Consider the following 25,582-nt stretch of genomic DNA (forward strand, 5'->3'; position numbering starts at 1 on the left):
CCGCCGCCGGCGGCGGGGCCCCGGTTCGGCGGCGGGGCGGGGGGGGGGGGGGGGGGGGGGGGCCGCCCCCCCCCCCCCCGCGCCCCCCCCCCCCCCCCGGCCCCCCCCACGGCCGGATCACCTCCCCGTCCCCTCCCCACCCCCTCCGCGTCCCCTCCCCACCCCCTCCGCGTCCCCTTCCGGACCTCTTCCGGACCTTTTATGAACATCATCCGGAAACGTCCCTGCTGCCGTACCGGTAAGTAGGTCTCGGTAGGCTTCTGAGGCAAACTGTCCTGCGACTTTAGGAGCGCTTCGTGGCTTCCATCGAGGGCGTCACCGCCCGAGAGATCCTTGACTCCCGGGGCAACCCGACGGTCGAGGTCGACATCCTCCTGGACGACGGCAGCCAGGGGCGTGCCGCGGTTCCCAGCGGCGCGTCCACCGGCCAGTTCGAGGCCGTCGAGCTGCGTGACGGCGACGAGCGCTACGGCGGCAAGGGCGTCGAGAAGGCCGTTCTCGGCGTGACCGACGAGATCGCCGACGAGATCCTCGGCTTCGACGCCGCCGAGCAGCGCAGCATCGACCAGGTCATGATCGACCTGGACGGCACGCCCAACAAGGCCCGCCTGGGCGCCAACGCGATCCTGGGCGTCTCGCTCGCCGTGGCCAAGGCCGCCGCGGAGAGCGCCGAGCTGCCGCTCTTCCGCTACCTCGGCGGCCCGAACGCGCACGTGCTGCCGGTGCCGATGATGAACATCCTGAACGGCGGCGCGCACGCCGACAGCAACGTCGACATCCAGGAGTTCATGATCGCCCCGATCGGGGCGGAGACGTTCCGCGAGGCCGTGCGGATGGGCACCGAGGTCTACCACGCCCTCAAGTCCGTGCTGAAGGAGAAGGGCTACGCCACCGGCCTCGGCGACGAGGGCGGCTTCGCGCCGAGCCTGCCCTCCAACCGCGACGCGCTGGACTTGATCCTGGTCGCCATCGAGAAGGCCGGGTACGTCGCGGGAGAGGACATCGGGCTCGCCCTCGACGTGGCCGCCTCCGAGTTCCACTCGGACGGCGTCTACACCATCGACGGCAAGGGCCTGTCCGCCGCCGAGCTGATCGCCTTCTACGAGGACCTGGTCGCGAACTACCCGCTGGTCTCCATCGAGGACCCGCTGGACGAGAGCGACTGGGAGGGCTGGAACGCCATCACCCGCGCCCTGGGCGACAAGGTCCAGCTGGTCGGCGACGACCTGTTCGTGACGAACCCGGAGCGCCTGGGCCGCGGCATCGCCGAGGGCACCGCCAACGCGCTGCTGGTCAAGGTCAACCAGATCGGCACCCTGACCGAGACCCTCGACGCCGTGGACCTGGCCCACCGCAGCGGGTACCGCTGCATGATGAGCCACCGTTCCGGCGAGACCGAGGACACCACGATCGCCGACCTCGCCGTGGCCACCAACTGCGGCCAGATCAAGACCGGCGCCCCGGCCCGTTCCGACCGGGTGGCCAAGTACAACCAGTTGCTCCGCATCGAGGAGCTTCTGGACGACGCGGCCCGTTACGCGGGTCGCGCCGCCTTCCCGCGCTTCCGGCGGTAGTTTCGTCTGACGGCCCGCGCCCGCCCGGGCGCGGGCCGCACCGCGGACGAGCGCCGTTCCCCCGCCCCGATCCCGAGGAGGGGCCGGCACGCGGGGACCGGCGCGAAGAGGCCGGAACCGAAGATCGGCACCGGTGATCGGCGTCGGAGGCCGGGGCGCCGGAGATCGGTGCCGGAGATCGAGACCGGATCGACGCGGGGAGATCGTTCCCCGCCGGTGTCGCGTCCGCCGTGCGGGGCACGGCGGACGACGCCACGAGAGCGTGGAGACGGAGGAGGGCGCATGGCGACACGGCCGCAGCTGACGGGACGGGCCGCGGTGCTCGCGATCGTGGTGTGCGCGATCGCGATGAGCCTCGCCTACCCCATCAGGGAGTACGTCGCCCAGCGCCGCCAGATCGCCCAGCTGGAGCAGGAGAAGGCCAGGGAGATCGCCGCGATCAAGGCCCTGGACGACCGCGCCAAGCAGCTCCTCGACCCCGGTTACATCAAGCGGCAGGGCAGGGAGCGCCTTTTCTACTGCGACCCCGGGCAGAAGTGCTACGTCGTGATGGGAGGCTCTCCCTCGCCGGGCAAGGGCACGGCCGGCGAGCGGAAGGCCGTCGCCAGGCCACCGTGGTACGAGACGCTGTGGGACTCGGTCAAGGCCGCCGACAGCGGCGGGGGACAGAAGGCGGCCAAGGACGCCGGGTGACGCCGATACCCTGGGTGTCGTCTTTCAGGGGGTGTCACGAATGGTCGACGACCACGACGTGGCGGCGGTGGAGCGACAGCTCGGCCGGACGCCGCGAGGACTGCGCGCGGTGGCGCACCGCTGCCCGTGCGGGCTTCCCGACGTCGTCGAGACCGCCCCGAGGCTGCCCGACGGCTCGCCCTTCCCGACCCTGTTCTACCTCACCTGCCCCAGGGCCGCCTCGGCCATCGGCACGCTTGAGACCTCGGGGCTGATGCGGGAGATGCAGGCCAGGCTCGCCGACGACCCGAAGCTGGCCGAGGCCTACCAGGCCGCCCACGACGACTACGTGGCGCGCCGCGACAGGGCCGCCGCCGAGGACGGCCTGGAGCCGCTGCCCCGCGACATGCAGAGCACCGGGGGCATGCCCACCCGGGTGAAGTGCCTGCACGCCCTCGTCGGGCACGAGCTGGCCGTTCCGGGGAGCAACCCCTTCGGCCGCGAGGCCCTCGACGCGCTCGGCGACTGGTGGTCCGCCGGGCCGTGCGCCGCCCCCGCCGTCGCCCCCTGTGCCCAAGCCACGGCACCGCCCGCAGAGCCGACACCCACCGAGGCACCGGCCATAGAGCCGACCACAGCACCGGCCACAGCACCCACCGAGGCACCGGCCGTAGAGCCGACCACAGCACCGGCCACGGCATCGACCAAGGCACCGACCACGAAGGAGACCGAGTGATCCGCGTCGCCGCGATCGACTGTGGCACCAACTCCGTCCGCCTGCTCGTCGCCGACATCGGCAGGGACAGGCTGATCGACCTGGAGCGTCGGATGGAGATCGTCCGGTTGGGCCAGGGGGTCGACGAGACCGGCAGGCTGGCCCCCGAGGCCCTGGAGCGCACGTTCGCCGCCATGCGCGGCTACGCCGGGCTCATCGACCGGCACGGGGCCTCCTCGGTCCGCGTGGTCGCCACCAGCGCGACGAGAGACGCCGCCAACCGGCAGGACTTCGTGGACGGCGTCCGCGACATCTTCGGGGTGGAGCCCGAAGTGATCACCGGTGCGGAGGAGGCGGAGCTGTCGTTCGCCGGGGCCACCCGCGACCTGATGCGGTTCTCGCCCGAGACGGGCCTGCCCGCCCCCGACGGCACCCGCCCGCCGTACCTCGTGGTCGACATCGGCGGCGGCTCGACCGAGTTCGTGCTCGGCTCGGCGCGCGTGGAGGCCGCGCTGTCGGTCGACATCGGGTGTGTCAGGCTGACCGAGCGCCACCTGCGCGACGCGGGCGACCCCCCGTCGGCGAAGGCGATCGAGGCGGTGACCGCCGACATCGACGACGCGCTCGACCGGGTCGCGGCCGAGGTGCCCGTGGAGCGGGCGCTGACGATGGTCGGGCTCGCCGGATCCGTCACCACCGTCGCCGGAATAGCGCTCGACCTGCCGGAATACGATCCGAAGAAAATTCACCACTCGCGAATTACCGCAGGTCAGGTGCATGACATCGCCGAGCGCTTGCTTGGAATGACCGTTGAACGGCGGGCGGCGATTCCTCTCATGCACCCAGGAAGGGTCGACGTGATCGGAGCGGGCGCGCTCATCCTCGACCGGATAGTGACCCGGTACGGTTTCGGCGACGTGGTCGCCAGTGAGCACGACATCCTCGACGGCATCGCGTGGTCACTCTCTGATTCATAACAAGACCTAGACAATTCGCCTGTTTAAGGAGTATTGAGGAAAGCTTCCCGTTTATGGTTAGGTAAAGAAGCTTTAGTGAGGCTTTGCCGTGGGGCCCGGCACAGCTGTTGCCGGCCCGGCAACCGTCTCCTGAGCGATCTTGCTTCCCAACGAACGGAGCATCCCCTCATGAAGTCCGGACTAGCCGGCAAGCTAGCCGCAGCAGGAGCCAGCGCGGCCATGCTGGCAACCATGGCAGTAGGCATGCTGGCCACGCCCGCAGCGGCGGCCAGTGGTTCGAGCCAGGCGGGGAAGGTGGCCTCGGCCGCCGCCAAGCCGCGGCCGGCCGTCTCTGCCGGAACCCCCAAGGCATCCCCCGCGAAGTACGCGGGTGAGTGCCCCGTCAACGTGACCTTCTCCTCGAAGATCAAGGTGAAGGCCGTCAAGAGCAAGACCACGGTCGCCTACCGGTGGCTGCGCGGCGACGGCTCCAAGAGCAAGGTGAAGTCCTTCACCTTCCGCGGCAAGGGCGTCAAGAGCTTCACGGTCAAGGAGAAGGCGACCTTCAAGGGCAACGTCAAGGGCTGGCAGGCCGTCCAGGTCCTGGCCCCGCGCGCTGTGAAGTCCTCGAAGGGCTACTTCTCGGTCTCCTGCGGGTCCAGCGAGGACAAGCACGAGGTCATCACCCCCCGCGTCAGCGCCCAGGTGTGGGTCGACGAGAGCAACTGCAAGGCTGTTCTGGTCGGTCGCATCAACGCCTCCGGCGTCCGCTGGGTGCACTACCGCTGGGTCGTGAACGGCCGCGTCGTCGACCGTGACTCCGTCCGCGTCGACGACTCGCGCAAGGTCTTCCACGTGATCAGGCCCCGTGACGACTTCAGGGGCTGGGCCTCGCTGCAGATCGTCGGCCCGGTGGAGGCCTCCTCCAACCGCGCCTACTTCAAGATCTGGTGCAAGGACACGTCGCCGAAGGTCTGGGCGTCCGTCGACACCCCGGCCGCCTACGAGGGCACCTGCCCGACGACCCGTACGTTCACCGGCACGATCAGCGCGACCGGTCGCACCACGGTGAAGTACCGCTGGATCCGCGACGGTGTGGCGGGCGACTGGAAGTACGCCCACTTCAGCGGTCACGGCCTGCAGCGTGAGGGCGTGTCCGACAGCTGGAACGCCACGGCGACCGGCGAGTCCAAGCGCGCGATCGAGATCGCCGGTGGCTCCACCACCGGCGCCGCGGTGGCCAAGGTCGTCTGCAAGGTCGCTCCGACCCCCACGCCGACCCCCACTCCCACCCCGTCCCCCTCTCCCTCCGCGACCACCACCAACACGTGATGGCACGTAGGTCGAGGTAGCGCGCGCCCGGCGGCTGACGCCGGGCCGCGTCCCGAGTGAGACGGAAGGCGGCGTCCGCACCCAGCGGACGCCGCCTTTCGCGTTCCCGCGCCCGTCCGCCGGGTCCCGTGGCCCGTACGGAGCGAGCGGCCGGGCGGGATCGTGGGGCACCATCGAGGGATGACCCACGTTCCTCCCGGATCCGGCTGGCCCGACGATCCCGCCCGGCCCGACACCCCCGTCGCGCACGACCCCGCCGAGGTGCGGAAACTCGCGGGGGAGAGCCGTACCCTCGCGGAGCTCACGGCCGCGCAGTCGGTCTGCCGGGCCTGCCCGCGCCTGGTGGGGTGGCGCGAGGAGGTGGCGACGGTCAAGAGGCGGGCGTTCGCCGAGGAGACCTACTGGGGCCGGCCCATCGCCGGATGGGGCGACGAGAGGCCCGAGATCCTCATCGTCGGGCTGGCGCCGGCGGCGCACGGCGGCAACAGGACCGGCAGGATCTTCACCGGCGACCGCAGCGGCGACTGGCTGTTCGCCTCGCTGTACCGGACGGGCCTGGCCGTACAGGAGACCAGCCTCCGCGCGGGCGACGGCCAGCGGCTCGTCGGCGCGCGGATGGTGGCGGCGGTCCGGTGCGCTCCCCCCGCCAACAAGCCGGAGCCCGCCGAGCGGTCCGCCTGCCTCCCCTGGCTGTCCCGCGAGGTCGCGCTGGTCTCGGCGGACGTACGGGTGGTCGTCGCGCTGGGAGGCTTCGCCTGGCAGGCGATCTGGCCCGCGCTGAGGGACGCCGGGTACGCCCTGCCGCGGCCGAGACCGCCCTTCGGGCACGGCGCCGAGGTGGAGATCACCTCGCCGGGGGGAAGTTCCGTGCATCTTCTCGGCTGCTACCACCCCAGCCAGCAGAACACCTTCACCGGCCGGGTGACCGCCCCGATGCTCGACGATCTCTTCACCAGGGCGAACGCGCTCCGAGCCTTGTGAACTCGATCACAAAGAGAAGATCGGCGGGAATTCTGCCGAGAAGACCAGATGTTTCTAGCCGTTAGCGGAAATTCCGGTCAGGTTGCCAGATGGACGGCTGGCGTGATCGGAGGCCCGAGCGTATGCTTGTGAAAGGTTTCACAAGCTATGAAACTAAGGATGGCGTCGAAGTGAACCGCAACTCCAAGCACATCGTGGTCGTCGGTGGAGGCTACGTCGGCCTCTACACCGTGCTGCGTCTGCAGCACACCCTCCGCAGGGAACTCCGCGAAGGAAGCGTGCGCATCACCGTCCTGACCCCCGAATCCCACATGACCTACCAGCCCTTCCTCCCCGAGGCCGCCGCCGGGAACCTCTCCCCCCGGCACGTGGTCGTCCCCCTCCGCCGCGTGCTCTCGAAGGCGACGATCCTCAACGGCAAGGTCTCCAAGGTCAACCACGCGGCCAAGTCCGTCACCTTCGCCCCCAACGTCGGCACCCCGCACGAGATCGGCTACGACATCGTGGTCATGGCCGCCGGGTCGATCTCCCGTACGCTCCCCATCCCCGGCCTGGCCGACTCCGCGATCGGCTTCAAGACGGTCGGCGAGGCGATCGCGCTGCGCAACCGGGTGCTGGAGCTCCTCGACCGGGCCGAGAGCGACGAGGACGAGGAGCTGCGCAGGCGCGCCCTGACCTTCGTCGTGATCGGCGGCGGCTTCGCGGGCGTCGAGGCGCTCGCCGAGCTGGAGGACATGGCGGTCGACGCCACCCGCTACTACCGCAACATCTCCCGTAAGGACATGCGCTGGATCCTCGTCGAGGCCACCGACCGCATCCTCCCCGAGGTCGGCCCCGAGATGGGCGCGTGGACCGCCGAGCAGCTGCGCGAGCGCGGCATCGAGGTCAAGATGAACACCCGCCTCGAATCCTGCGTGGGCGGCGTGGTCAAGCTCTCCGACGGCGAGGAGTTCCAGGCCGCCACCATCGTGTGGACCGCCGGGGTGAAGCCCAGCCCGGTCGTCAACGCCGGGGACCTGCCGCTCGACGAGCGCGGCCGGATCAAGACGACCTCCCGCCTGACCGTGGTCGGCGTCGAGGACGCCTACTCGGCCGGTGACGTGGCGGGCGTGCCCGACCTGACCAACCCCGGCCAGTACTGCGCGCCCAACGCGCAGCACGCCGTACGGCAGGCCAAGGTCCTCGCGGACAACATCACCCGGAGCCTGCGCGGGAAGGATCTCGCCGACTACCGGCACAAGTACGTCGGCTCCGTCGCCGGGCTCGGCCTGCACAAGGGCGTCGCCAACGTCTACGGGATCAAGCTCCGCGGGCTCGCGGCGTGGTTCATGCACCGCACCTACCACCTGTCGCGGGTGCCCACCGTCAACCGCAAGGTCCGCGTGACGGCCGACTGGACCCTGGCGCTCTTCTTCAAGCGCGAGACCGTCTCCCTCGGCGAGATCGAGGAGCCGCGCACGGAGTTCCGCGCCGCGGCGTCCAACTGAACCCCCGCCCGCGGAGCGGGTCCGGCTCCCGAACCCGGAGGTGGGCGACGAGGCCCACCTCCGGGTTCGCCGTTCCCCGCGGTGTGCTATTCCTTGACCGGGTCCCTCCGAAGCCAAGGCGATCCACGGGTTTCCAATGGAAGTGATGCGACGGTTGCCTTGAGCAGTTACGCATGAGTGGTCCGTTACGTATGATTACGGCGCCCCCGTAGCCCAATGGCAGAGGCAAACCCCTTAAAAGGGTTCGAGTGAGGGTTCGAGTCCCTCCGGGGGCACTCATGGCGATCTGCCGAACAAGGCCCATGACCAGTGAAAACGCGGTCGTGGGCCTTTCCTCGTTATCCCGCTCTCCAAGGCCGGTGCCGAACGGCCGCGTCCGTCCATCCCAAATGCCGCCGCGAAACTTTCGGGGTTACCCAAATGTGATCAGTTTCCCTGGGGTGCTCGGGATTCGCCCAGGGGAGGCGCTTCCGCCCTTCGCGCCGTTCGCGTGGCCGGATGTGGCCAGATGCGGCCGGATGCGGTCGGATGCGTCCCAGTGCGAGCGGGTTCGGGATACGGAGCCGCCGTACCTCGCCCGTCCGGTGACCCGGGCGGCGGGCGCGTCGGCGAGGCCGGGCGCCCTCGCGCTTTCCCTTTCAATGGAGCTGACCGTAACTTAGCAATATGGACGGTGATAATCCGCTCGGAGAGTTCCTCCGCGCCCGCCGCCAGGTCACGACCGCCGACCAGGTGGGACTGCCGAGCACCCCCCGCCGGACACCCGGGCTGCGCAGGGACGAGGTCGCGATGCTGGCCGCCGTGAGCACCGACTACTACATCCGGCTGGAGCAGGGACGGGAGCGCAATCCCTCGGCCCGGGTGATCGAGGCCCTGGCCCGGGTCTTCCGGCTCGACGCCGAGGCGACGGGACACCTGCACGATCTCGTACGCCGGAGACCCTGCCAGGGACCGGCCGGCTGCGGCGACCTGCTGCGCCCGGACGTGCGGCGGTTCATGGAGGGCTGTGATCACGCGGTCGTGTTCGCGCTGAACCGCCGGCTCGACGTCCTCGCCAGGAATCCCCTGGCCGACGCCCTCTACCGGGGGCTGGGCGACCGCGACAACGCGCTGCGGCTGGTCTTCCTCAATCCCGCCGCCCGCGAGTTCTACGTGAACTGGGAGCAGCAGGCCCACGTCCTGGTGGCCCACTTCCGTGCCGCCGGGGGAGTGAGCCGCGCGGACCCGTTCGTGCTGGAGCTGGTCGAGGAGCTCTCGCGCGAGAGCGAGGACTTCCGGCGGATATGGGCCCGCCACGACGTCCGTACCAGGACGCACCGATCCGTTTCCTACCGCCACGGCGAGGTCGGCGAGCTGACCCTGCACAACGAGGTGTTCCGCGTCGGCGCCGCGGACGGCCAGCAGCTCGTCGTCGGCCAGCCCGAGCCGCGCCCCGCCTCCGAACGCGCTTTCGGGGCCCTGGGCCGGCTCGCCGGCGTCGGGACCGGCTGGCGCTGAGGGGACCCGCCCGTCCGGCGGCCGGGTGGGCGGTGCGGACGCGATCACGGTCCGATGCGCCGCGCCGCCTGGGCTTCGTGTGGGACCCAGGTATAAAATAGTAACCATGAGGAACGAGGCGAACCTGGAGCCCATGCTCCGGGCCAACGGGATCGCCCGTCAGGTGATCGCCCACATCGGGGACAAGTGGTCCCTGCTGGTGATCGCTGCGCTGGGGCCCGGGGCCCAGCGCTTCTCCCGGCTCAAGGCGCGGATCGAGGGCATCAACCAGCGCATGCTGACCCGGACGCTGCGGGCGCTGGAGCGCGACGGCATCGTCGAGCGCAACGTCTATCCGACCTCGCCGCCCACGGTGGAGTACGTGCTCACCCGGATGGGGCGCGACCTGTCGGTGGCCGTGACCGGCATCTGCGAGTGGGCGCGCCACAACCTCGACGAGGTCGAGGCGTCGCAGCGGCTTTTCGACGAGCGATCGGCGAAACAGGCGTGATGGCCGGGAACCGGGCGTGCTACCCGTTCGTTGACAACATCGGCGGTAGCCGTACGGCCACTTGGACAACATAGATATCAGCACGATACGGCCGTGTGACAACCGATCTAATACGCTGATCGCGTAGGTCGCAGCGTGGAGGCAGCGATGGAGAGCAAGAACCCCGTATTCAGTCGGCAGGGCAAGAACCAGCAGCAAGGCTGGGGCTCGCCGACCCCCACCCCTGAGCAGCTTCAGGGCATGTACAACACGCCGTCGTACGCGCCGCCCGCGCAACGGACGATGACGATCGACGACGTGGTCGTGCGTGGTTTCATCACGCTTGGCACGCTCGTGGTCTCGGCGGCGGTCGCCTGGGCGCTCAACCTCGGCATGGTCGCGGCGATCATCGGTGTCATCGTCGGCCTGGTGCTCGCCCTGATCATCTCGTTCAGGTCCAGCACCAACCCCGTGTTGATCCTCGGCTACTCGGTCGCCTACGGCGTCGCCGTCGGTGTGATCAGCCACGTCTACAACGATCTGTACAGCGGAATCGTCTTCCAGGCGGTGGTCGGTACGGCTCTGGCGTTCGCCGCGATGCTGACCGTTTACTCGCTGCGCATCATCCGCGTGACGCCGAAGTTCACCAAGTTCGTCGTGGCCGCGGGGCTGGGCCTGATGGGCCTCGTGCTCATCAACCTGGTCGCCGGTTTCTTCATCGAGGACGGCATCGGCATCCGCTCCGGTGGCGTGCTGGCGTACGTGTTCAGCATCGCCGCGATCCTCATCGGCTGCTTCTTCCTGCTCCTCGACTTCGACGAGGTCGAGCGCGGCGTGCGGAACGGCGCCCCGGAGAAGTACTCGTGGCTGATGGCCTTCGGCCTGACCATGACGCTGGTCTGGATCTACCTGGAGATCCTGCGCCTGCTGAGCTACTTCTCGAGTAGCGACTGACACCGACGCCGAGAGGCCCCGCCGGACACGTTCCGGCGGGGCCTCCCGTTTTTTCCGGACGGACACGTGAGTGAACGGAAGGCAACGGGGGATAGACGAACCGCGACGGAAGAGAGCATCTCGGGGCTTGCTATCTGGGCTTTCGTGATGCACTGTCGAGCAAAGGAGCCTATCCGTGGAGGTGCCCATGTCGTTGAACCACTCACTGGAGACGCAGAGCAAGCTGATCGCAAGGGTCCCGGACATCACGGGACGCGCACTCCCAGAGTGGTTCCAAGCAATCGACAACGGCCCGTCGTTCCTTCGCTGTGACGAGCGCGCCACCTGGCTCGCCGACGAGCACGGGCTGACCCACGGCTACGCCGCCGCCATTGTGCACGAGCACGAGCGGCATCGCCGTACCCGTTACCTGTAAGTCGCCTATCTCCGTGAAGCCCGCGCCACCCCGGTGGTGCGGGCTTTGTTGTGCGCGCCATGATGGGTTCATGGATCACGACAAGGCACGCGAGTTCATCCGCGCCAACCACCGCGCGGTCATGCTGACCTCGCACGCCGACGGACGCCCGCAGCTCTCCCCGGTCGTCGTGGGGCTCGACGCGGAGGGGAACGCGATCGTCAGCACCCGGGAGACCGCGGCGAAGGCGCGCAACCTGCGCAGGAATCCGCAGGTCTCGCTCTGCGTGACGACCGACGGGTTCTTCGGCGGGTGGATCCAGGTCGACGGCGTCGCGGAGATCGTCGCGCTGCCCGAGGCGATGGATCTCCTGGTCGGCTACTACCGCGACATCTCCGGCGAGCACCCCGACTGGGACGACTACCGGGCCGCGATGGAGCGGGAGCGGCGGGTGGTCCTGAGGATCGCGATCACCCGCGCCGGGCCCGACGTGCACGGCTGACGGGTCGTCCGGCCGTCCTCGGCCACGGCTGACCGGCCGTCCTCGGGCACGGCCGTCCCCGTTACGGCCGTCCGTCCGGCCGGCTGTCCTCGGCCACGGCCGACCGGTCGTTCCCGGGGCGGGGACACCGCGGCCGGGCGTCGGGGGCTCCGATCGCCCGGCCGGTCCGGCGGGTCCGGCGTCTCAGCTGAGGCGCTCCAGGACCAGGGCCATGCCCTGGCCGCCGCCGACGCACATGGTCTCCAGGCCGATCGACCTGTCGTGGAAGGCGAGGCTGTTGATCAGCGTGGAGGTGATCCGGGCCCCGGTCATCCCGAAGGGGTGGCCGACCGCGATGGCCCCGCCGTTGACGTTGAGCCGGTCGATGTCGATCCCGAGCTCCTGGTAGGAGGGGATGACCTGGGCGGCGAACGCCTCGTTGATCTCGACGAGGTCCACGTCGCCGATGGCCATGCCCGCCCTGGCCAGGGCCTGCTTGGAGGCCTCGACCGGGCCCAGGCCCATGATCTCGGGGGACAGGCCGGTCACCCCGGTGGAGACGATCCGGGCGAGCGGGGTGATGCCGAGCTCGGCGGCCTTGGTGTCGCTCATCACGATCACGGCGGCGGCGCCGTCGTTCAGCGGGCAGCAGTTGCCCGCGGTGACCGTACCGTCCGGCCGGAAGACCGGCTTGAGCTGGGAGACCGCCTCGTAGGTGGTCCCCGCGCGGGGGCCGTCGTCCTTGCTCACCACGGTCCCGTCGGGCAGGGTCACCGGGGTGATGTCCCTCTCCCAGAAGCCGTTGGCGAGGGCCTTCTCCGCCAGGTTCTGGGAGCGGACACCGAACTCGTCCTGCTCCTGCCGGGAGACGCCTTTCAGCCCGGCGAGGTTCTCCGCCGTCTGGCCCATCGCCACGTAGACGTCGGGCAGCTGGCCGTCCTCGCGCGGGTCGTGCCAGACCCCCTTGCCGCCCTCGGCCGCGCTGACCGAACGGGCGTGGGCGTCGCCGAACAGCGGGTTCAGCGTGTCGGGCCCCTGGTCGGAGCTGCCGTTCTTGAGGCGGGAGACGCACTCCACGCCCGCCGAGACGAACACGTCGCCCTCGCCGGCCCTGATCGCGTGCAGGGCCATCCGGGTGGTCTGCAGCGAGGACGAGCAGTATCGGGTCACGGTGGTGCCCGGCACGTTGTCCAGGCCGAGCAGGGTGGCGACCACCCGGCCCATGTTGAAGCCCTGCTCGCCGCCCGGCAGGCCGCAGCCCAGCATGAGGTCGTCGATCGTGGTCGGGTCGAGCTGGGGGACCTTGGCAAGCGCGGCCTGGACGATCTGTACGGTCAGGTCGTCGGGGCGGATGTCCGTGAGGGACCCCTTGAAGGCGCGTCCGATGGGCGAGCGCGCGGTCGCGACGATGACTGCCTCGGGCATGTGGCTCTCCTGGGTTCGTGTCTGCTCCTCAAGCGGAGCGTACCGCGCGGTATGCCGGAAGCCACGCCCGGGGGGCGTAGAAACAGAACTTTGTACGGTAAGCACAAGGCCCCGTCCGGTCCGGAGGCGGGACGGGGCCTCGCCGCGCGCCGACGTCCCGCCCGGCCGCGAAGTCCGGCCGGGCGGAAGCGGTGGCGGATGCCGGATGATCAGCCGTGCGTCCGGGCGGTCAGGCGTGCGTCCACATGGACAGTCGTGCGTCCAGGCGGTCAGGCGTGCGTCGGGCGGTCGGCCGTACATGCGGATGGCCAGTGGTTCGTCCGGGGGGACGGTCGTGCGTCCGGGCGGTCGGCCGTACATGCGGACGGTCGGTGGTCCACCCCGGGGGACGGTCGTGCGTCCGGGGGTCAGCCGTACATGCCGGGGAAGGTGCCGTCGCCGTCCTTGATCCCGTGGAGGCCGCCCTTCTCGTCGCGCCACATCCGCCAGCCGTTCTGGCTGCCGGTGAACCACAGGGGCGGGGCGCCCGAGCCGGACACCCGGGTGCCGTCGGCGAGCCTGAACTGGCACAGCGAGGCCACCGAGTAGAAGCCGGAGTTCTGGCCCTTGAGCGCGAGCGGCTTGGGGTCGGTCACGCAGAAGGACCAGGCCCGCTCGTCCTTGACGTCGGCGTTTTGGCCGGTGGGCAGGTCGAAGGCGTTGCCCGGCTTGCCGTGCCGCAGGAAGCCGACCTTCTCCATCCGGGGCGGGAAGGCCAGCCACCAGCCCGACTCGGGAACCTGCTCGGCGGAGATCTGGCCGAGCACCCGGCCGCTGCCGGCCTCCAGCCGGGCGAACCCGCCGTAGCGGCCCTCCTGGTCGACCGGGCGGACCACCGGCGCGAAGCCGGGGCTGCCGCTGGGGTAGACGCGGACCACCGACGGGCGCATCCAGTTGACCGTGCCGTCGGCGAGCTTGACGGAGAACAGGCCGAAGGCGGAGACCTTGCTCGTCTTCGGATTGGTGTAGGGGGCTACGTATCCGACGAGGTTTCCCCCCGTCGCGCCGAAGGACCAGCCCCCCGACAGGTCCACCCCGGAGCCGAGGGGCTGCTCGACGGGGGTCCGCCAGATGGTCTTGCCCGTCCTCAGGTCGTGCGCCTCCAGGACGGGGTGGCGGGCCAGGCGGAGGAACACCACGCGCGAGGCGTCGGACCACTCGGCCTCGGCGATCCCGGGGATCTTCCACATGACCTTGCCGGTCACCGGGTCGAGGACGACGACGCGGGCGCTCGCGAGCGCGGTGTTCTCGGGCACGCACACGAACGCCCCGCACCGCTGCGGGCCGAAGGTGGAGTGCACCGGGCGGCTCCACCTTCGCGCCCCGGTCCTGCCGTCGAGGCCGACGAGCGTGGCCTTCCAGCGCCCCCGTCTGGCGGGGTCGATCGTCACCGCGACGGCCTGCCCCGCGGCGGTCTCGACGATCGCGGGGGCGGGCACCCCCATCCCCGGCAGGCGGCCCGCCATGGTCGAGGGGTGGGCCCACAGCTTCCTGCCGGTGGCGAGGTCGAGGGCCACCGTCTCCAGCGTGCCGTCGGCCCTCATGGAGGTCGTCGTGGCGACTCCGGCGGCGGTGGTGGTGCGGCTGACCGCGTTCGTCTCGGTGTTGTGCCAGGTGGGATGGTCCGGGGTGGCCGCTTCCGTCGTGCCGGAGCAGCCGCCCAGGGCCAGAGCTCCGGCGAGCACCAGGGCCGGGTTCGCGAGGGGCCGGATCACGGGTATTCCACTCCAATGCGGGCGAGGCGTTACGGCTTCGCAGCGGAGGGTGACCGTGTTCAGGCGTCGTTGGGCCGCATCCCCGGCCTGCGGCCGAGCATGGTCACCCACCGTCCGTGAGGTCCGGTCGCTCGTCCGGCGACACGGGTCGCGGAGACCTCGGCGCCGGGCTCCTCCGCGGCCTTGGCCGCCGCGAGGTAGATCGACTCAGTGCGCCGGGCCCGGGGCTCGGGCCACAGCTCCAACGCACTGCATACGGACGGTAGCACCGCGTAAGCGATCTGGAGATAGCCTTGGGCAGATGGGTGATAACGATCAAGGCCGAACATCTCCGCGGGGTTCGTGTCGAACTCGGGCCCCAGCAGGTCGGCGAAGGCCACCGTCCGCCCACCGGCCTCGACCACGGCGACGGTCTGCGCGGCGGCCAGCTGGCGGCTCCAGCGCCGTGTCACCCAGCGGAGCGGCTGCGCGATCGGCCGGACCGTCCCGAGGTCGGGGCAGGTGCCCACGACCACCTCCGCCCCCGCCTCCCGCAACCGCCTGACCGCCTTCTGCAGGTGCCGTACGGCATGGGCGGGCCTGCTCTGGGAGGTGACGTCGTTGGCGCCGATGAAGACGACCGCGATCTCGGGACGTGCCTTCAGGGCCTTGTCGACCTGCTCGCCCAGCTCCGCGGAGGTCGCCCCCGACATGCCCGCCACGGTGAGCCGCACCGGCCGCTCGGCGATCACGGCCAGCCCGTTGGCGATCAGCACGGCGGGCGTCTCCGCCGGGTCGGAGGTGCCCAGGCCGACGGAGGTGGAATCGCCCAGCATGACCATCCTGAGTGGTTCGCCGCCGAACGCCCCGTACACCCCGTCCGAGGGCGGTCCCTCCATGCCGTGCGGGCGGCCGACGGCGCGCCGGGCCACCAGCGCCTCGGCCAGCAGCAGGCCGTAGGTCGCCGCGCCGAGCGCGGTGAGGCCCCCTCCGCCCAGCGCGGCCGCCGCGGCGATGCGGCGGGCTGTTCTCGCCACTCCAGGTGTCCAGATCACGTGGCGTCGCTCCCTCCGTACGGGGCGGTAGCGTTGCCTTTGGTAACACAGCCGAGTCCCCGCACCCCCATGGGATCACGGTGACCACAACAACAAGCCGACCGAGCTTTGGTATTTCGAGGTGATATCCCGGTGCGCGTACATGACTCGCTCGTCGAGCTGATGGGCAACACCCCTCTCGTCCGACTGAACAAGGTGACGGAGGGCATCTCCGCCCAGGTGCTCGCGAAAGTGGAGTACTTCAACCCGGGCGGGTCGGTCAAAGACCGCATCGCGGTCCGGATGATCGACGCCGCCGAGCGGTCGGGGGAGCTGCGCCCGGGGGGCACGATCGTGGAGCCCACCTCGGGCAACACCGGGATCGGCCTCGCCATCGTGGCCCAGCAGCGGGGATACCGTTGCCTGTTCGTGGTGCCGGACAAGGTGGCCCAGGACAAGATCTCGGTGCTGCGCGCCTACGGTGCCGAGGTCGTGGTCTGCCCGACGGCGGTCTCCCCCGACCACCCCGACTCCTACTACTCGGTCTCCGACCGGCTGGCCAAGGAGACGCCGAACGCCTGGAAGCCGGACCAGTACTCCAACCCGCACAACACCGAGAGCCACTACCACTCCACGGGCCCGGAGGTCTGGGAGCAGACCGAGGGTAAGATCACCCATTTCGTGGCGGGCGTCGGCACCGGGGGCACGATCAGCGGCACCGGCCGCTACCTCAAGGAGGTCTCCGGCGGCCGGGTCAAGGTCATCGGAGCCGACCCGGAGGGCTCGGTCTACTCCGGTGGCACCGGGCGGCCGTACCTGGTTGAGGGGGTCGGCGAGGACATCTGGCCGGCCAACTACGACACCACGATCTGCGACGAGGTCATCGCGATCTCCGACAAGGACTCCTTCAACATGACCCGCCGCCTGGCGCGCGAGGAGGCGCTGCTGGTGGGCGGCTCCTGCGGCATGGCGACGGTCGCGGCGCTGCGCGTGGCCGAGCGGGCCGGGCCGGACGACGTGATCGTGGTGCTGCTGCCCGACGGCGGCCGGGGCTACCTGTCGAAGATCTTCAACGACGAGTGGATGGCCGACTACGGCTTCCTGACCACCTCCAGCGAGGAGGGCCTGGTCAAGGACGTCCTGACGCGCAAGAGCTCGGGCATGCCGGAGTTCGTGCACACCCACCCGCACGAGTCGGTCGACACGGCCATCTCGATCATGCGCGAGTACGGCGTGTCGCAGCTTCCGGTGATGAAGGAGGAGCCGCCGGTCATGGCCGCCGAGGTGGTCGGCTCGATCCTGGAGCGCGACCTGCTCGACGCCCTCTACCGGGGCCGGGTGCGGCCGACCGACCCGCTGGCCGCCCACATGTCGCAGCCGCTGCCGACGATCGGCGCGGGGGAGCCGGTCTCCATCGCCGTCGAGGCACTGGAGAAGGCCGACGCCGCGGTCGTCCTCGACGACGGCAAGCCCGTCGGCCTGATCACCCGCCAGGACCTGCTGGCCTTCCTCGCCAACCACTAGGGCCGTGCCCTCCGGCCGGTCTCCCGGCCTTTCCGCCTTCCCGCCTTCCCGCCCTCCGGCTCCCGGGGGACGCGAGGGGATCCCGGCCCCGCGTCCCCGGAGATCCGGGGGGCTACGGGGGGCTCCGAGGGGCTCCGAGGGCGCGGCGTCCGAGGTCTGGCGGGGGCACCGGCAGGGGCGGGGGCGTAGGTCTCCGGGGTCGGAGTCTCGAGGCTCAGAGTTTCCGGGGGCAGAGTCTCCGGGGGCAGAGTCTCCGGGGTCAGAGTTTCCGGGGTCAGAGGGGGAACTCCGCCATCACCTCCCAGGCCCCGGAGGGGGTGGGCCCGGCCATGAGGCGCCCGCCGAGCGCCTCGACGCGCTCGGCCATGCCCACCAGGCCGAAGCCGCCGCCGAGGCGGGAGATCCTGACGTCGGCCATCGAGCCGTAGTTGCGCACCCGCAGCCGTACGGCGCCCCCGGTGGCCGAGGCGGCGGAGGCGCCCATGCCCCCGCCGGCCGAGGTGGCCGAGGTGGCCGCGGAGGCGTAGGCGGCACGCCGGGCCCGGGGGTCCTGGCCGTTCCTCGCGCGTACGCTCTCGGCCCACGCGCGCAGGTCGGAGCCGTCGGTGAGCTTCAGGTCCGCCTCGACCCAGCCGGTGCCCGGGGCGTGCCTGCGGACGTTGGTCAGCGACTCCTGGAGGACCCGGTGGAGGGTGGTCATCACCTCCGGGGCCACGCTGCCGTCGGCGATGCCCTGGCCGATGTCGAAGGTGACCTGGGGACCCGCGGCGGAGAAGCGTTCGACCATCGTGCGCATGTCCATGAGGGTGCTGCCCGGTGAGCGGGCGGCCTCGTCCTCCGCGCGCAGCACGCTGACCAGGCGGCGCATCGAGGTCAGCGCGTCGGCCCCGGCGTTGGCGATCGCCTCCAGGGAGGGGACCACGGCCTCCGGTTTCTGCTCGGCGACGACCTTGGCGGCCTGCGCCTGCACCACGATCCCGGTGATGTGGTGGGCGACCAGGTCGTGCAGCTCCCTGGCCAGCTCCAGGCGCTCGGACCGCCGTACGGTGTCGACGGCCTCTCTGCGGCGCTCCAGCTGGAAGCGGAGGTAGGCGCCGATACCGGCGGCGAAGGACCAGCAGACGAAGAGCAGGAAGCCGACGGCCACCGCGGGCTCCGGGCCCATGGTGCTCAGGCGGATGGCGGAGGCTTCGAGCACGACCATCGCCGTCAGGGAGAGCAGCGCGGCCCGCCGTACCGGCTCGATCGCGCGCAGCCCGCCGACGGTGAGGACCAGCAGCGACCCGATCTCGGCCGCGCCGGGGCTGCCCCCGCCACCGGCGATCCCGATGACCAGGGAGGACAGGAACGACACCGTCATCAGGGTGACGAGCCCGCCGACCCGCCAGCGGCGGCGGCGCACCACCGCCACGACGCCCACCAGGCCGCAGATCGGGCTCGGCAGGATCGCCGGGTTGAGGTTGGCCGTCGCCACCACGTCGATCAGCAGGAGCAGGACGAGCCAGCCGATCAACGCGATCTCGCTGAGGCGTTTGATCCAGTAGACCAGCCGGCTCGTTTCTCCCACGGTCCCCGAGCCTAGGCCTCGCGGAGGAGAAGTCATATCGGCCGTTCGGCCGAACAGCCCTCACCGGGACCGGCTCTTCAGCGGAGGCGGCGGGCGGAGCCCGTGACCGACTCTTGAGAGGTCGAAGGGGGAAAGAGATGACCGTCATAGGAATGGTGCTGCTGGTCGCCGGGCTCGTGGTGGGTGCGGCCCTGACGCTCGCCGACCCGGTCCTGCTCTCGCGGATCAACAGGGAGCGCGCCGAGCAGGCCGAGTAGGCCGGGTAGGTCGGGTGGGCGGCGGAGGGCCGCGGCGAGTGGTTCCCCGCGGCCCTGGTGCCGGCGTGAGGGGTGCGGCGTTAGGGGTTCCCGCGGCCCTGGGGTCCCCGCTGCTGCGAGTAGCGTTGACCCCATGAACCATGGATTCGAGACGCTGGCCATCCACGCAGGTCAGGACCCCGACCCCGCCACCGGGGCCGTGGTGCCGCCGATCTACGCGGTGTCCACCTACAAGCAGGACGGCGTGGGAGGACTGCGCGCCGGATATGAGTACAGCCGGTCGGCCAACCCGACCAGGACCGCGCTGGAGGAGGCCATGGCCGCCGTCGAGGGCGGCAGCCGTGGCCTGGCCTTCGCCTCGGGGCTGGCGGCCGAGGACGCGATCCTCCGCACGGTCTGCGCGCCGGGCGACCACGTGATCATCCCGAACGACGCGTACGGCGGCACCTACCGCCTCTTCGCGAAGGTCAACGAGCGCTGGGGGCTGCACTACGACCCGGTGCCGCTGGGCGACCTGGCGGCGGTGGCGGCCGCGGTGACCCAGAAGACCAAGATCATTTGGGTGGAGACGCCCACCAACCCGCTGCTCGGTATCGCGGACATCGCGGCCCTGGCCCAGCTCGCGACCGAGTGCGGCGCGCTGCTGGTGGTGGACAACACCTTCGCCTCCCCGTACCTGCAGCAGCCGCTGGCGCTGGGCGCGGACATCGTGGTGCACTCCACCACCAAGTACGTGGGCGGCCACTCCGACGTGGTCGGCGGCGCGCTCGTCGCGCGGGACGCCGGGCTGGGCGAGGAGCTCGCCTACCACCAGAACGCGATGGGCGCGGTGGCCGGGCCGTTCGACGCCTGGCTGACGCTGCGCGGCCTCAAGACGCTCGGCGTGCGGATGGACCGCCACTGCGACAACGCCGAGCGGGTGGTGGACCTGCTGCTCGCCCATCCGCGGGTGACCTCGGTGCTCTACCCGGGCCTGGCCGACCACCCCGGCCACGAGGTGGCGGCCAAGCAGATGAGGCGCTTCGGGGGCATGGTCTCCTTCCGCGTCGCCGGGGGCGAGGCCGAGGCGGTCGAGCTGTGCGACCGGACCAGGCTGTTCATCCTGGGCGAGTCGCTCGGCGGCGTGGAGTCGCTGATCGAGCACCCGGGCCGGATGACCCACGCCTCCGTGGCGGGCTCGCCGCTGGAGGTCCCCGGAGACCTGGTGCGTCTCTCGGTCGGCATCGAGTCGATCGACGACCTGCTGGCCGACCTCACCCAGGCGCTGGGGTAGGGGAAGCCGGGGTAGGGAAAGAGGCACGGGCCGGGGGCCGTGAGGGGTTCGGGTGGGGTGCGTGTTCGGCGGGCTCCGGCTGGGCTCGGACGAGTTCGCACCGGACCACCGGACCACCGGACCACCGGATCGCCAGATCGCCGGCCCGCCACCTCACTGGACCACCCGATCGTTGGGTCAGGGGCCGATCATCGGGTCGACGGGCCGCTCAGACCGGGTCGCCCCAGACCATCAGCACCAGGATGACCATCCAGATCAGCACGATCACACCGGAGAGCGCGGCGATCCGGCCCACCTGCACCTTGGCGTCGTCGTCCGGGTTCTCGCTGGCGAGGACCCGGATGGCGGTGCTCTGGTCCCGGTCCACCATGATCAGCAGCACCGCGGCGACGATGAAAAGCGTCATGGACACCGACAGGTACGGCTTCCCGAGAAATTCGCGGCCCAGCAGCAGCCCGAACAGGAAGACCCCGACGGACGCGAAACCGTAGAGGCGCGTGGTCTTGTGCAGATAACGCAGGACCCCGACGTTCTTGGCGCGGATGAATCGGGGAGTGGACATCGTGGCGGCGGTGATCGGCCCGAGAGCGAAGATCGCAAAACCGATGTGCAGCCATAGCAGCAGGTCTGTCATGCGCCAGACATTAGTGGCCGGTTATCTCGTCTGGGTACGGCTCGCACGGCGCCAGCGCCCGGCCGGGCCTTTCCTAATGATCGTTTGCCGGATATTCCGGGGTGTCGTGCCCGTCGCGCGTGGGCGGGACCATGCACAACTCGAAACAGACGCAGACGATGAGCATCAGCGCCACGAGAATTCCCGCGAGCATCGGACTCACTTCCTCCCCTTCCAGGAACCGTGTCTTTCCATTACTGGGTAGACGGCGTTTGTTTCGGGGTGGTTGTTACGGAAGGGTCACGGTTGAGGCGGGGCGATGTTCGGCGTACAAGATTGCCGATCTTCGCATTCCGCGCGGAGCACGTCCGCGGGGTCAGTAGGATCGTGGGCGAGCTCGTTCCCGTGTGATGAGACCGGCGGCGGTTAAGCCGTGGTCGTGCCGGGCGGGCGTTCCATCCGGACAGAGTCAGACGGCACAAGGGAGTGCCCGCCGTGGGTGTCAAACATGTTGAGCCGTACACCGAGGAGTGGCGGGACCAGCCGTCCCACTACGCCGGTCTCGTCGTCGAGGCGCTGGGCGACCAGGTCGAGAGCTGGTGGCGGGGTCCCTGCGACCCGCGCACCGTCACCGTCCGCCTGACCGGCGGCGACGCGCTGGTCTGGGACGAGGAGAGCGGCTGGCGCCGTGGCCGCTACGCGAGCGGCGACCCCGTCACCCCCACCGTCCTCACCGACGACCGCTATCTCGGCGGCGGCCTCCTGCCCTCCCCCTCGCGGGTCCCCTCCGCGATCGCCGACGCCCGCGCGGGCGTCGGCAACAGCACGGCGTGGCGGCCCTGCTACCGCTCCCACCGCCACCACCGCGACGGCTTCGACCTGGCGCTCGACGGCTACGCCGCCTACGTCCACGCCTGAGCCCCGCGGGGCCCCCGCGAAGCCGGGGACCCTGAAAGCCCTGCGGGACCCAGGGCTCAGCGGGTGCGGCGGGCCCGCAGGAAGTCGCTGACGACGTACTCTCCCAGGCGGTCGGCGCCGGTGGAGAAGACCCGGCCGCCGTTGCGCCGCCCGACCTCGTTCACGAACTCCTTCAGGCGCTCGTCGTCGGCGAGCATGAAGACGTTGAGGGTCGCCCTGCGCCGGGTCATCTTGTCGACCTCGGCGAGGGTCAGCTCCAGCGTCTCCTGGGTGGGCGGCCACTCGAAGGCCGCCGAGCCGTTGCGCCGCAGGTGGGCGGTGGGCTCACCGTCGGTGACCACGAGCACGACCGGCTCGAAGTCGGGGTGGCGGTCGAGGTGGCGCCCGGCGATCAGCAGGGCGTGGTGCAGGTTCGTCCCCTGCACCATGTCCCACTCCAGGCCCGCCAGCTCGTCGGGCTGCAGCACCCGGGCGTAGTTGGAGAAGCCGATGATCTGCACCGAGTCCTGGGGGAACTTCGAGGTCACCAGCGCCTGCAGCGCCATCGCCGTCTGCTTGGCGGCGGCCCAGGTCCCGCGCAGCGCCATCGAGTAGGAAAGGTCGACCAGCAGGCACACCGCCGCCGCCGTGCGCCGCTCGGTCTCGGCCACCTCGAAGTCGTCGACCGACAGGGTCACCGTGCCGCCGCTCCCGCCGCGCCGGACACCGTTGATCACCGTACGGACCACGTCGATCGGCTGCTCGTCGCCGAACCGCCAGGGCCGGGTGGAGCCGGTGAGCTCACCGGCCGAGCCCGCGTCCACCTGGTCGTGGTCGCCGCGGCGCCCGCTCTCCAGGGAGGCGAAGACGCGGCGCAGCGCGGTCTCCCCCAGCCGCCGTACGGCCTTGGGGGTGAGCTCCAGCTTGCCGCGCCGGCGCAGGAGGTAGCCCTGCTGCTCCAGCTCGCGCTCGATCTGCTTGAGCGCCTCCAGGTCGTCGACGGCCGACCGGCCCAGGGCGCGCCGGATCGCCGCCTCGTCGATGTCGTCCATGCGGGCGCCGGGGTAGTCCTGGCGGAGCGCGGCCTCCAGCTGGGTCAGGTCGGCGAGCTCGTCCAGCGCGCCCACCGCGTCGGACATCCCCATCGGCTCGTCGCCGCTCAGCCGCTCCGGGGTGTTCCAGGCCAGGTCGGGGCGGCGGGCGTAGAGGGACTCGCCCAGGCGGCGCATCTGCTCGTCGAGCCCGGCCTGCTGGAGGGTCTGCTCGATCAGCTGGTCGAGCTCCTCGCGCTGGGCCGGGGTGAGGGAGGCCAGCAGGCGCTGGGTGGCCGCGGCCCGCCGGGCCAGGGCGTCGACCAGCTCCTCCAGGTTCCGGGGCGACTCGGGGAACATGTCCCCATATTTCGACATGAACTGCTCGAAGTCGGCCTGGGTGTGCTCGCCCCGGGAGTCCCGGTCGAGCATGTCGTTCAGATCGGACATCATCTCCCTGACCCGCTCCATGGCGGCCGGGTCGGGGTTGGCCAGCGACTGCCGCATGCCGCGGAACTGGCTGTCGAGCACCTCCCCGCGCAGCAGGTCGCGCAGCTCCTCGAAGGTCCGCCGGGCGGCGGCCGAACGCCACTGGTAGGTGCCCAGCTCCCGGATGGCGCTCGCGGTGTCGTCGGGGAGGGCGGCCAGCTCCGCCTCGCGCAGCCGGGCCTCGTCGGAGGGATCGGGGAACAGCTCGGCCCGCTCCTGGCCGATCGCCTTGTCCAGCAGCGCCCTGGCCCGCTCCAGCGTGCCGTCGAGACGGCCGCGCTCGCGCAGCTCGCGCCGCCGCCTGCGCACCTCGCGGAGAAGGTCCTCAAGGCCGCGACGGTCTCCCGCGCCCGGCAGGCCCTCCTTGAGCAGGTCGCGCAGGGCGTGCGCGGGGTTGGAGCCGGACAGGATCGCGTCGCCCATCCGGTCCAGCGCCGAACGGACGTCGTACGGCGGGGCGAGCGGGTCGGGCCCGTCCCGGTATTCGCCATAGCGATAGCTCATGCAGACACCTCAGGTGCGGTAAACCGTCGTGCCGTCCACCTCGTCCTTGGACAGCCGGCGCAGGAGGTAAAGGCCCTCCATGGCGAATTCCAGCGCGGCGGCGGCGTGCCCGGGGGACTCGTCGCCGATGCCGAGCTGGGACATGATCTTTGCCAGGCCGGAGACCGGGCCGATCCTGCGCAGCAGCTCGGCCGCGGGGACCGTCACCCCCGACTCCACCTGGATGCCCTCGGAGAACTTCTCCAGGAGCGGGTTCAGGTCCGTGCCGCCGAGCGTGCCGCGGAACGTCTCGGCCGTCGCCCTGCGCAGCAGGTGCGAGAGCACCTCGGTCTCCCGGCCCTCCTCGCTGACCTCGAACTCCACCTTGCCGCGCAGCGTGTGCACGATCCCCGGCAGGTCGGCGACCCTGGCCACCGCGTGGTCCTCGCCGGTCAGCGCCGCCCGCCGTACGGCTGAGGCGGCCGCGGTCTCGGCGGCGGCGATGGAGAAGCGGGCCGAGACCCCCGAGCGGGCGTCCACCGCGGTGGACTCGCGGACCAGCCGGGTGAACCGGGCGATCACCTCGATCAGGTGGTCGGGCAGGTCGGCGCCCACCTGGCCGAGCGCGGCCTCCTGGCGGATCAGGACCAGCTCGGTCTCGATCGAGAGCGGGTAGTGGGTGCGGATCTCGGCGCCGAAGCGGTCCTTCAGCGGGGTGATGATCCGGCCGCGGTTGGTGTAGTCCTCGGGGTTGGCGCTCGCGATCAGCAGGATGTCCAGGGGCAGGCGCAGGTTGTAGCCCCTGACCTGGATGTCGCGCTCCTCCAGCACGTTGAGCAGCGACACCTGGATGCGCTCGGCCAGGTCGGGCAGCTCGTTGACGGAGAACACCCCGCGGTTGCTCCTGGGGACCAAGCCGTAGTGGACGGTCTCCGGGTCGCCGAGCGTGCGCCCCTCGGCGATCTTGATCGGGTCGATGTCGCCGATCAGGTCGCCGACGGAGGTGTCGGGGGTGGCGAGCTTCTCGCCGTACCGCTCGTCCCGGTGCTTCCAGGAGATCGGCAGCTCCTCGCCCGCCTCGGCGGCCAGCCGGCGGCAGCGGACGCACGAGGGTTCGTAGGGATGGTCGTTGATCTCGCAGCCCTCGACGACGGGGGTCCACTCGTCGAGGAGCCCGGTCACGGTGCGGATCAACCGGGTCTTGCCCTGACCCCGCTCGCCGAGCAGGACCAGGTCGTGCCCGGCGAGCAGCGCTCGCTCCAGGTATGGCAGGACGGTGTCGTCGAAGCCCACGATGCCGGGGAACCGCGGCTCTCCTGCCCGCAGGCGGGTCAGGAGATTCTCACGGATCTCGGCCTTTACCGTACGGTGAATATGGCCGCTCGCGCGCAGCTCGCGCAGAGTTCGTGGCTCTGGGATGTGAGGCACGGGATCGAGCCTACGTCCACAACGCCCGTTCCGGCACTCTCATCCCTCTTTCGGATCTTGACTAATGCCTGAGGGACAACGCGAGTGCTTGTGCCCCCAGTGGGGAGAATCGCTCCAAGACAAGGCGTCGCCCCGGCTCCCCGGCCGGGGGCCTCCGAAGGGACCGCGACGTGGGATCTCCGGCGTTCACGGTTCCGCGGCACCGAGGGACCTCACGGCCCCGCGGCGGTTCATGACAGACTTCACGGCGTTCAAGCAGGATTCACGGCTTCACGGTGAGTTTCGGGTGTGATCCGGGCACTCTCCGGCGGGCCGC

Annotated in this window: 21 protein-coding genes, 1 tRNA gene and 1 pseudogene; 16 read left to right on the plus strand and 7 right to left on the minus strand. The window is 70.7% G+C overall.

The genetic code is table 11. From position 1 onward, the window contains the following. Window positions 1–296: 296 nt before the first annotated feature. From eno to ABT053_RS24985, 13 genes and pseudogenes are all read left to right on the plus strand, one after another. Window positions 297–1,574, plus strand: a complete 1,278-nt coding sequence (gene eno / locus ABT053_RS24925; RefSeq protein WP_350971782.1) for a phosphopyruvate hydratase — start codon at window positions 297–299, stop codon at window positions 1,572–1,574. A 282-nt stretch (window positions 1,575–1,856) separates the two neighbouring features. After that, window positions 1,857–2,267, plus strand: coding sequence for an FtsB family cell division protein (locus ABT053_RS24930; RefSeq protein WP_350971784.1), 411 nt, complete (start codon window positions 1,857–1,859; stop codon window positions 2,265–2,267). Window positions 2,268–2,307: 40 nt separating this feature from the next. Continuing rightward, a pseudogene (locus tag ABT053_RS24935) lies at window positions 2,308–2,793 on the plus strand (DUF501 domain-containing protein); the annotation flags it as partial. 185 nt (window positions 2,794–2,978) lie between these two features. Next, window positions 2,979–3,938: a Ppx/GppA phosphatase family protein gene (locus ABT053_RS24940; RefSeq protein ID WP_350971786.1), complete on the plus strand. Its 960-nt coding sequence runs from the start codon at window positions 2,979–2,981 to the stop codon at window positions 3,936–3,938. A gap of 231 nt (window positions 3,939–4,169) precedes the next feature. Next, window positions 4,170–5,249 (plus strand): hypothetical protein, encoded by a 1,080-nt coding sequence (locus tag ABT053_RS24945; RefSeq protein ID WP_350971788.1) that lies wholly within the window; start codon window positions 4,170–4,172, stop codon window positions 5,247–5,249. 180 nt (window positions 5,250–5,429) lie between these two features. Further along, window positions 5,430–6,230 carry a uracil-DNA glycosylase gene (locus tag ABT053_RS24950; protein WP_350971790.1) on the plus strand — a complete coding sequence of 267 codons (801 nt, stop codon included), beginning with the start codon at window positions 5,430–5,432 and terminating at the stop codon, window positions 6,228–6,230. A 170-nt stretch (window positions 6,231–6,400) separates the two neighbouring features. Further along, window positions 6,401–7,717 carry an NAD(P)/FAD-dependent oxidoreductase gene (locus ABT053_RS24955; RefSeq protein ID WP_350971792.1) on the plus strand — a complete coding sequence of 439 codons (1,317 nt, stop codon included), beginning with the start codon at window positions 6,401–6,403 and terminating at the stop codon, window positions 7,715–7,717. A 202-nt stretch (window positions 7,718–7,919) separates the two neighbouring features. Continuing rightward, window positions 7,920–7,992, plus strand: a tRNA-Leu gene (locus ABT053_RS24960). Between the two features lie 391 nt (window positions 7,993–8,383). Then, window positions 8,384–9,214 (plus strand): helix-turn-helix domain-containing protein, encoded by an 831-nt coding sequence (locus tag ABT053_RS24965; RefSeq protein WP_350971794.1) that lies wholly within the window; start codon window positions 8,384–8,386, stop codon window positions 9,212–9,214. Window positions 9,215–9,320: 106 nt separating this feature from the next. Next, on the plus strand, window positions 9,321–9,704 hold the full coding sequence (locus ABT053_RS24970) for a winged helix-turn-helix transcriptional regulator (RefSeq protein ID WP_350971795.1): 384 nt from the start codon (window positions 9,321–9,323) through the stop codon (window positions 9,702–9,704). A gap of 147 nt (window positions 9,705–9,851) precedes the next feature. After that, window positions 9,852–10,637: a Bax inhibitor-1/YccA family protein gene (locus tag ABT053_RS24975; protein WP_350971797.1), complete on the plus strand. Its 786-nt coding sequence runs from the start codon at window positions 9,852–9,854 to the stop codon at window positions 10,635–10,637. A gap of 187 nt (window positions 10,638–10,824) precedes the next feature. After that, window positions 10,825–11,052 (plus strand): DUF4287 domain-containing protein, encoded by a 228-nt coding sequence (locus ABT053_RS24980; protein WP_329093696.1) that lies wholly within the window; start codon window positions 10,825–10,827, stop codon window positions 11,050–11,052. A gap of 70 nt (window positions 11,053–11,122) precedes the next feature. After that, a complete protein-coding gene (locus ABT053_RS24985; RefSeq protein WP_350971799.1) occupies window positions 11,123–11,533 on the plus strand; it encodes a PPOX class F420-dependent oxidoreductase in 411 nt (136 codons plus the stop codon). 183 nt (window positions 11,534–11,716) lie between these two features. On the opposite strand, the gene ABT053_RS24990 is transcribed toward ABT053_RS24985, so the two are convergent. The 3 genes from ABT053_RS24990 to ABT053_RS25000 form a co-directional block, all read right to left on the minus strand. Beyond that, entirely contained in the window at window positions 11,717–12,937 is a 1,221-nt protein-coding gene (locus tag ABT053_RS24990) for an acetyl-CoA C-acetyltransferase (RefSeq protein WP_350971801.1), read from the minus strand. A 407-nt stretch (window positions 12,938–13,344) separates the two neighbouring features. Then, window positions 13,345–14,691, minus strand: a complete 1,347-nt coding sequence (locus ABT053_RS24995) for an outer membrane protein assembly factor BamB family protein (RefSeq protein ID WP_350971803.1) — start codon at window positions 14,689–14,691, stop codon at window positions 13,345–13,347. A 59-nt stretch (window positions 14,692–14,750) separates the two neighbouring features. Beyond that, window positions 14,751–15,725: an SGNH/GDSL hydrolase family protein gene (locus tag ABT053_RS25000; RefSeq protein ID WP_350971804.1), complete on the minus strand. Its 975-nt coding sequence runs from the start codon at window positions 15,723–15,725 to the stop codon at window positions 14,751–14,753. Between the two features lie 132 nt (window positions 15,726–15,857). Between ABT053_RS25000 and ABT053_RS25005 the strand changes: the two genes are divergently transcribed. Next, entirely contained in the window at window positions 15,858–17,228 is a 1,371-nt protein-coding gene (locus ABT053_RS25005; RefSeq protein ID WP_350971807.1) for a cystathionine beta-synthase, read from the plus strand. A 274-nt stretch (window positions 17,229–17,502) separates the two neighbouring features. On the opposite strand, the gene ABT053_RS25010 is transcribed toward ABT053_RS25005, so the two are convergent. Next, window positions 17,503–18,795, minus strand: coding sequence for a sensor histidine kinase (locus ABT053_RS25010; protein WP_350971808.1), 1,293 nt, complete (start codon window positions 18,793–18,795; stop codon window positions 17,503–17,505). A gap of 390 nt (window positions 18,796–19,185) precedes the next feature. Here ABT053_RS25010 and ABT053_RS25015 point away from each other — a divergent pair, with 390 nt between their 5' ends. Beyond that, window positions 19,186–20,325, plus strand: a complete 1,140-nt coding sequence (locus ABT053_RS25015) for a cystathionine gamma-synthase (protein WP_350971810.1) — start codon at window positions 19,186–19,188, stop codon at window positions 20,323–20,325. A 208-nt stretch (window positions 20,326–20,533) separates the two neighbouring features. On the opposite strand, the gene ABT053_RS25020 is transcribed toward ABT053_RS25015, so the two are convergent. Next, window positions 20,534–20,959, minus strand: coding sequence for a hypothetical protein (locus ABT053_RS25020; RefSeq protein WP_350971812.1), 426 nt, complete (start codon window positions 20,957–20,959; stop codon window positions 20,534–20,536). Between the two features lie 474 nt (window positions 20,960–21,433). Here ABT053_RS25020 and ABT053_RS25025 point away from each other — a divergent pair, with 474 nt between their 5' ends. After that, entirely contained in the window at window positions 21,434–21,856 is a 423-nt protein-coding gene (locus tag ABT053_RS25025) for a DUF6292 family protein (protein ID WP_350971814.1), read from the plus strand. A gap of 56 nt (window positions 21,857–21,912) precedes the next feature. Here the strand turns inward: ABT053_RS25025 and ABT053_RS25030 are convergent, their stop codons facing one another. Both ABT053_RS25030 and ABT053_RS25035 read right to left on the minus strand, forming a co-directional pair. Beyond that, the gene (locus ABT053_RS25030) at window positions 21,913–23,859 is read right to left on the minus strand and encodes a vWA domain-containing protein (RefSeq protein ID WP_350971815.1); all 1,947 of its coding nucleotides are present in this window, start codon (window positions 23,857–23,859) and stop codon (window positions 21,913–21,915) included. 9 nt (window positions 23,860–23,868) lie between these two features. Beyond that, the gene (locus ABT053_RS25035) at window positions 23,869–25,266 is read right to left on the minus strand and encodes a sigma 54-interacting transcriptional regulator (RefSeq protein WP_350971817.1); all 1,398 of its coding nucleotides are present in this window, start codon (window positions 25,264–25,266) and stop codon (window positions 23,869–23,871) included. Window positions 25,267–25,582 lie beyond the last annotated feature (316 nt).

The organism is Streptosporangium sp. NPDC002524 (genome assembly GCF_040295985.1).
GTDB lineage: Bacteria > Actinomycetota > Actinomycetes > Streptosporangiales > Streptosporangiaceae > Streptosporangium.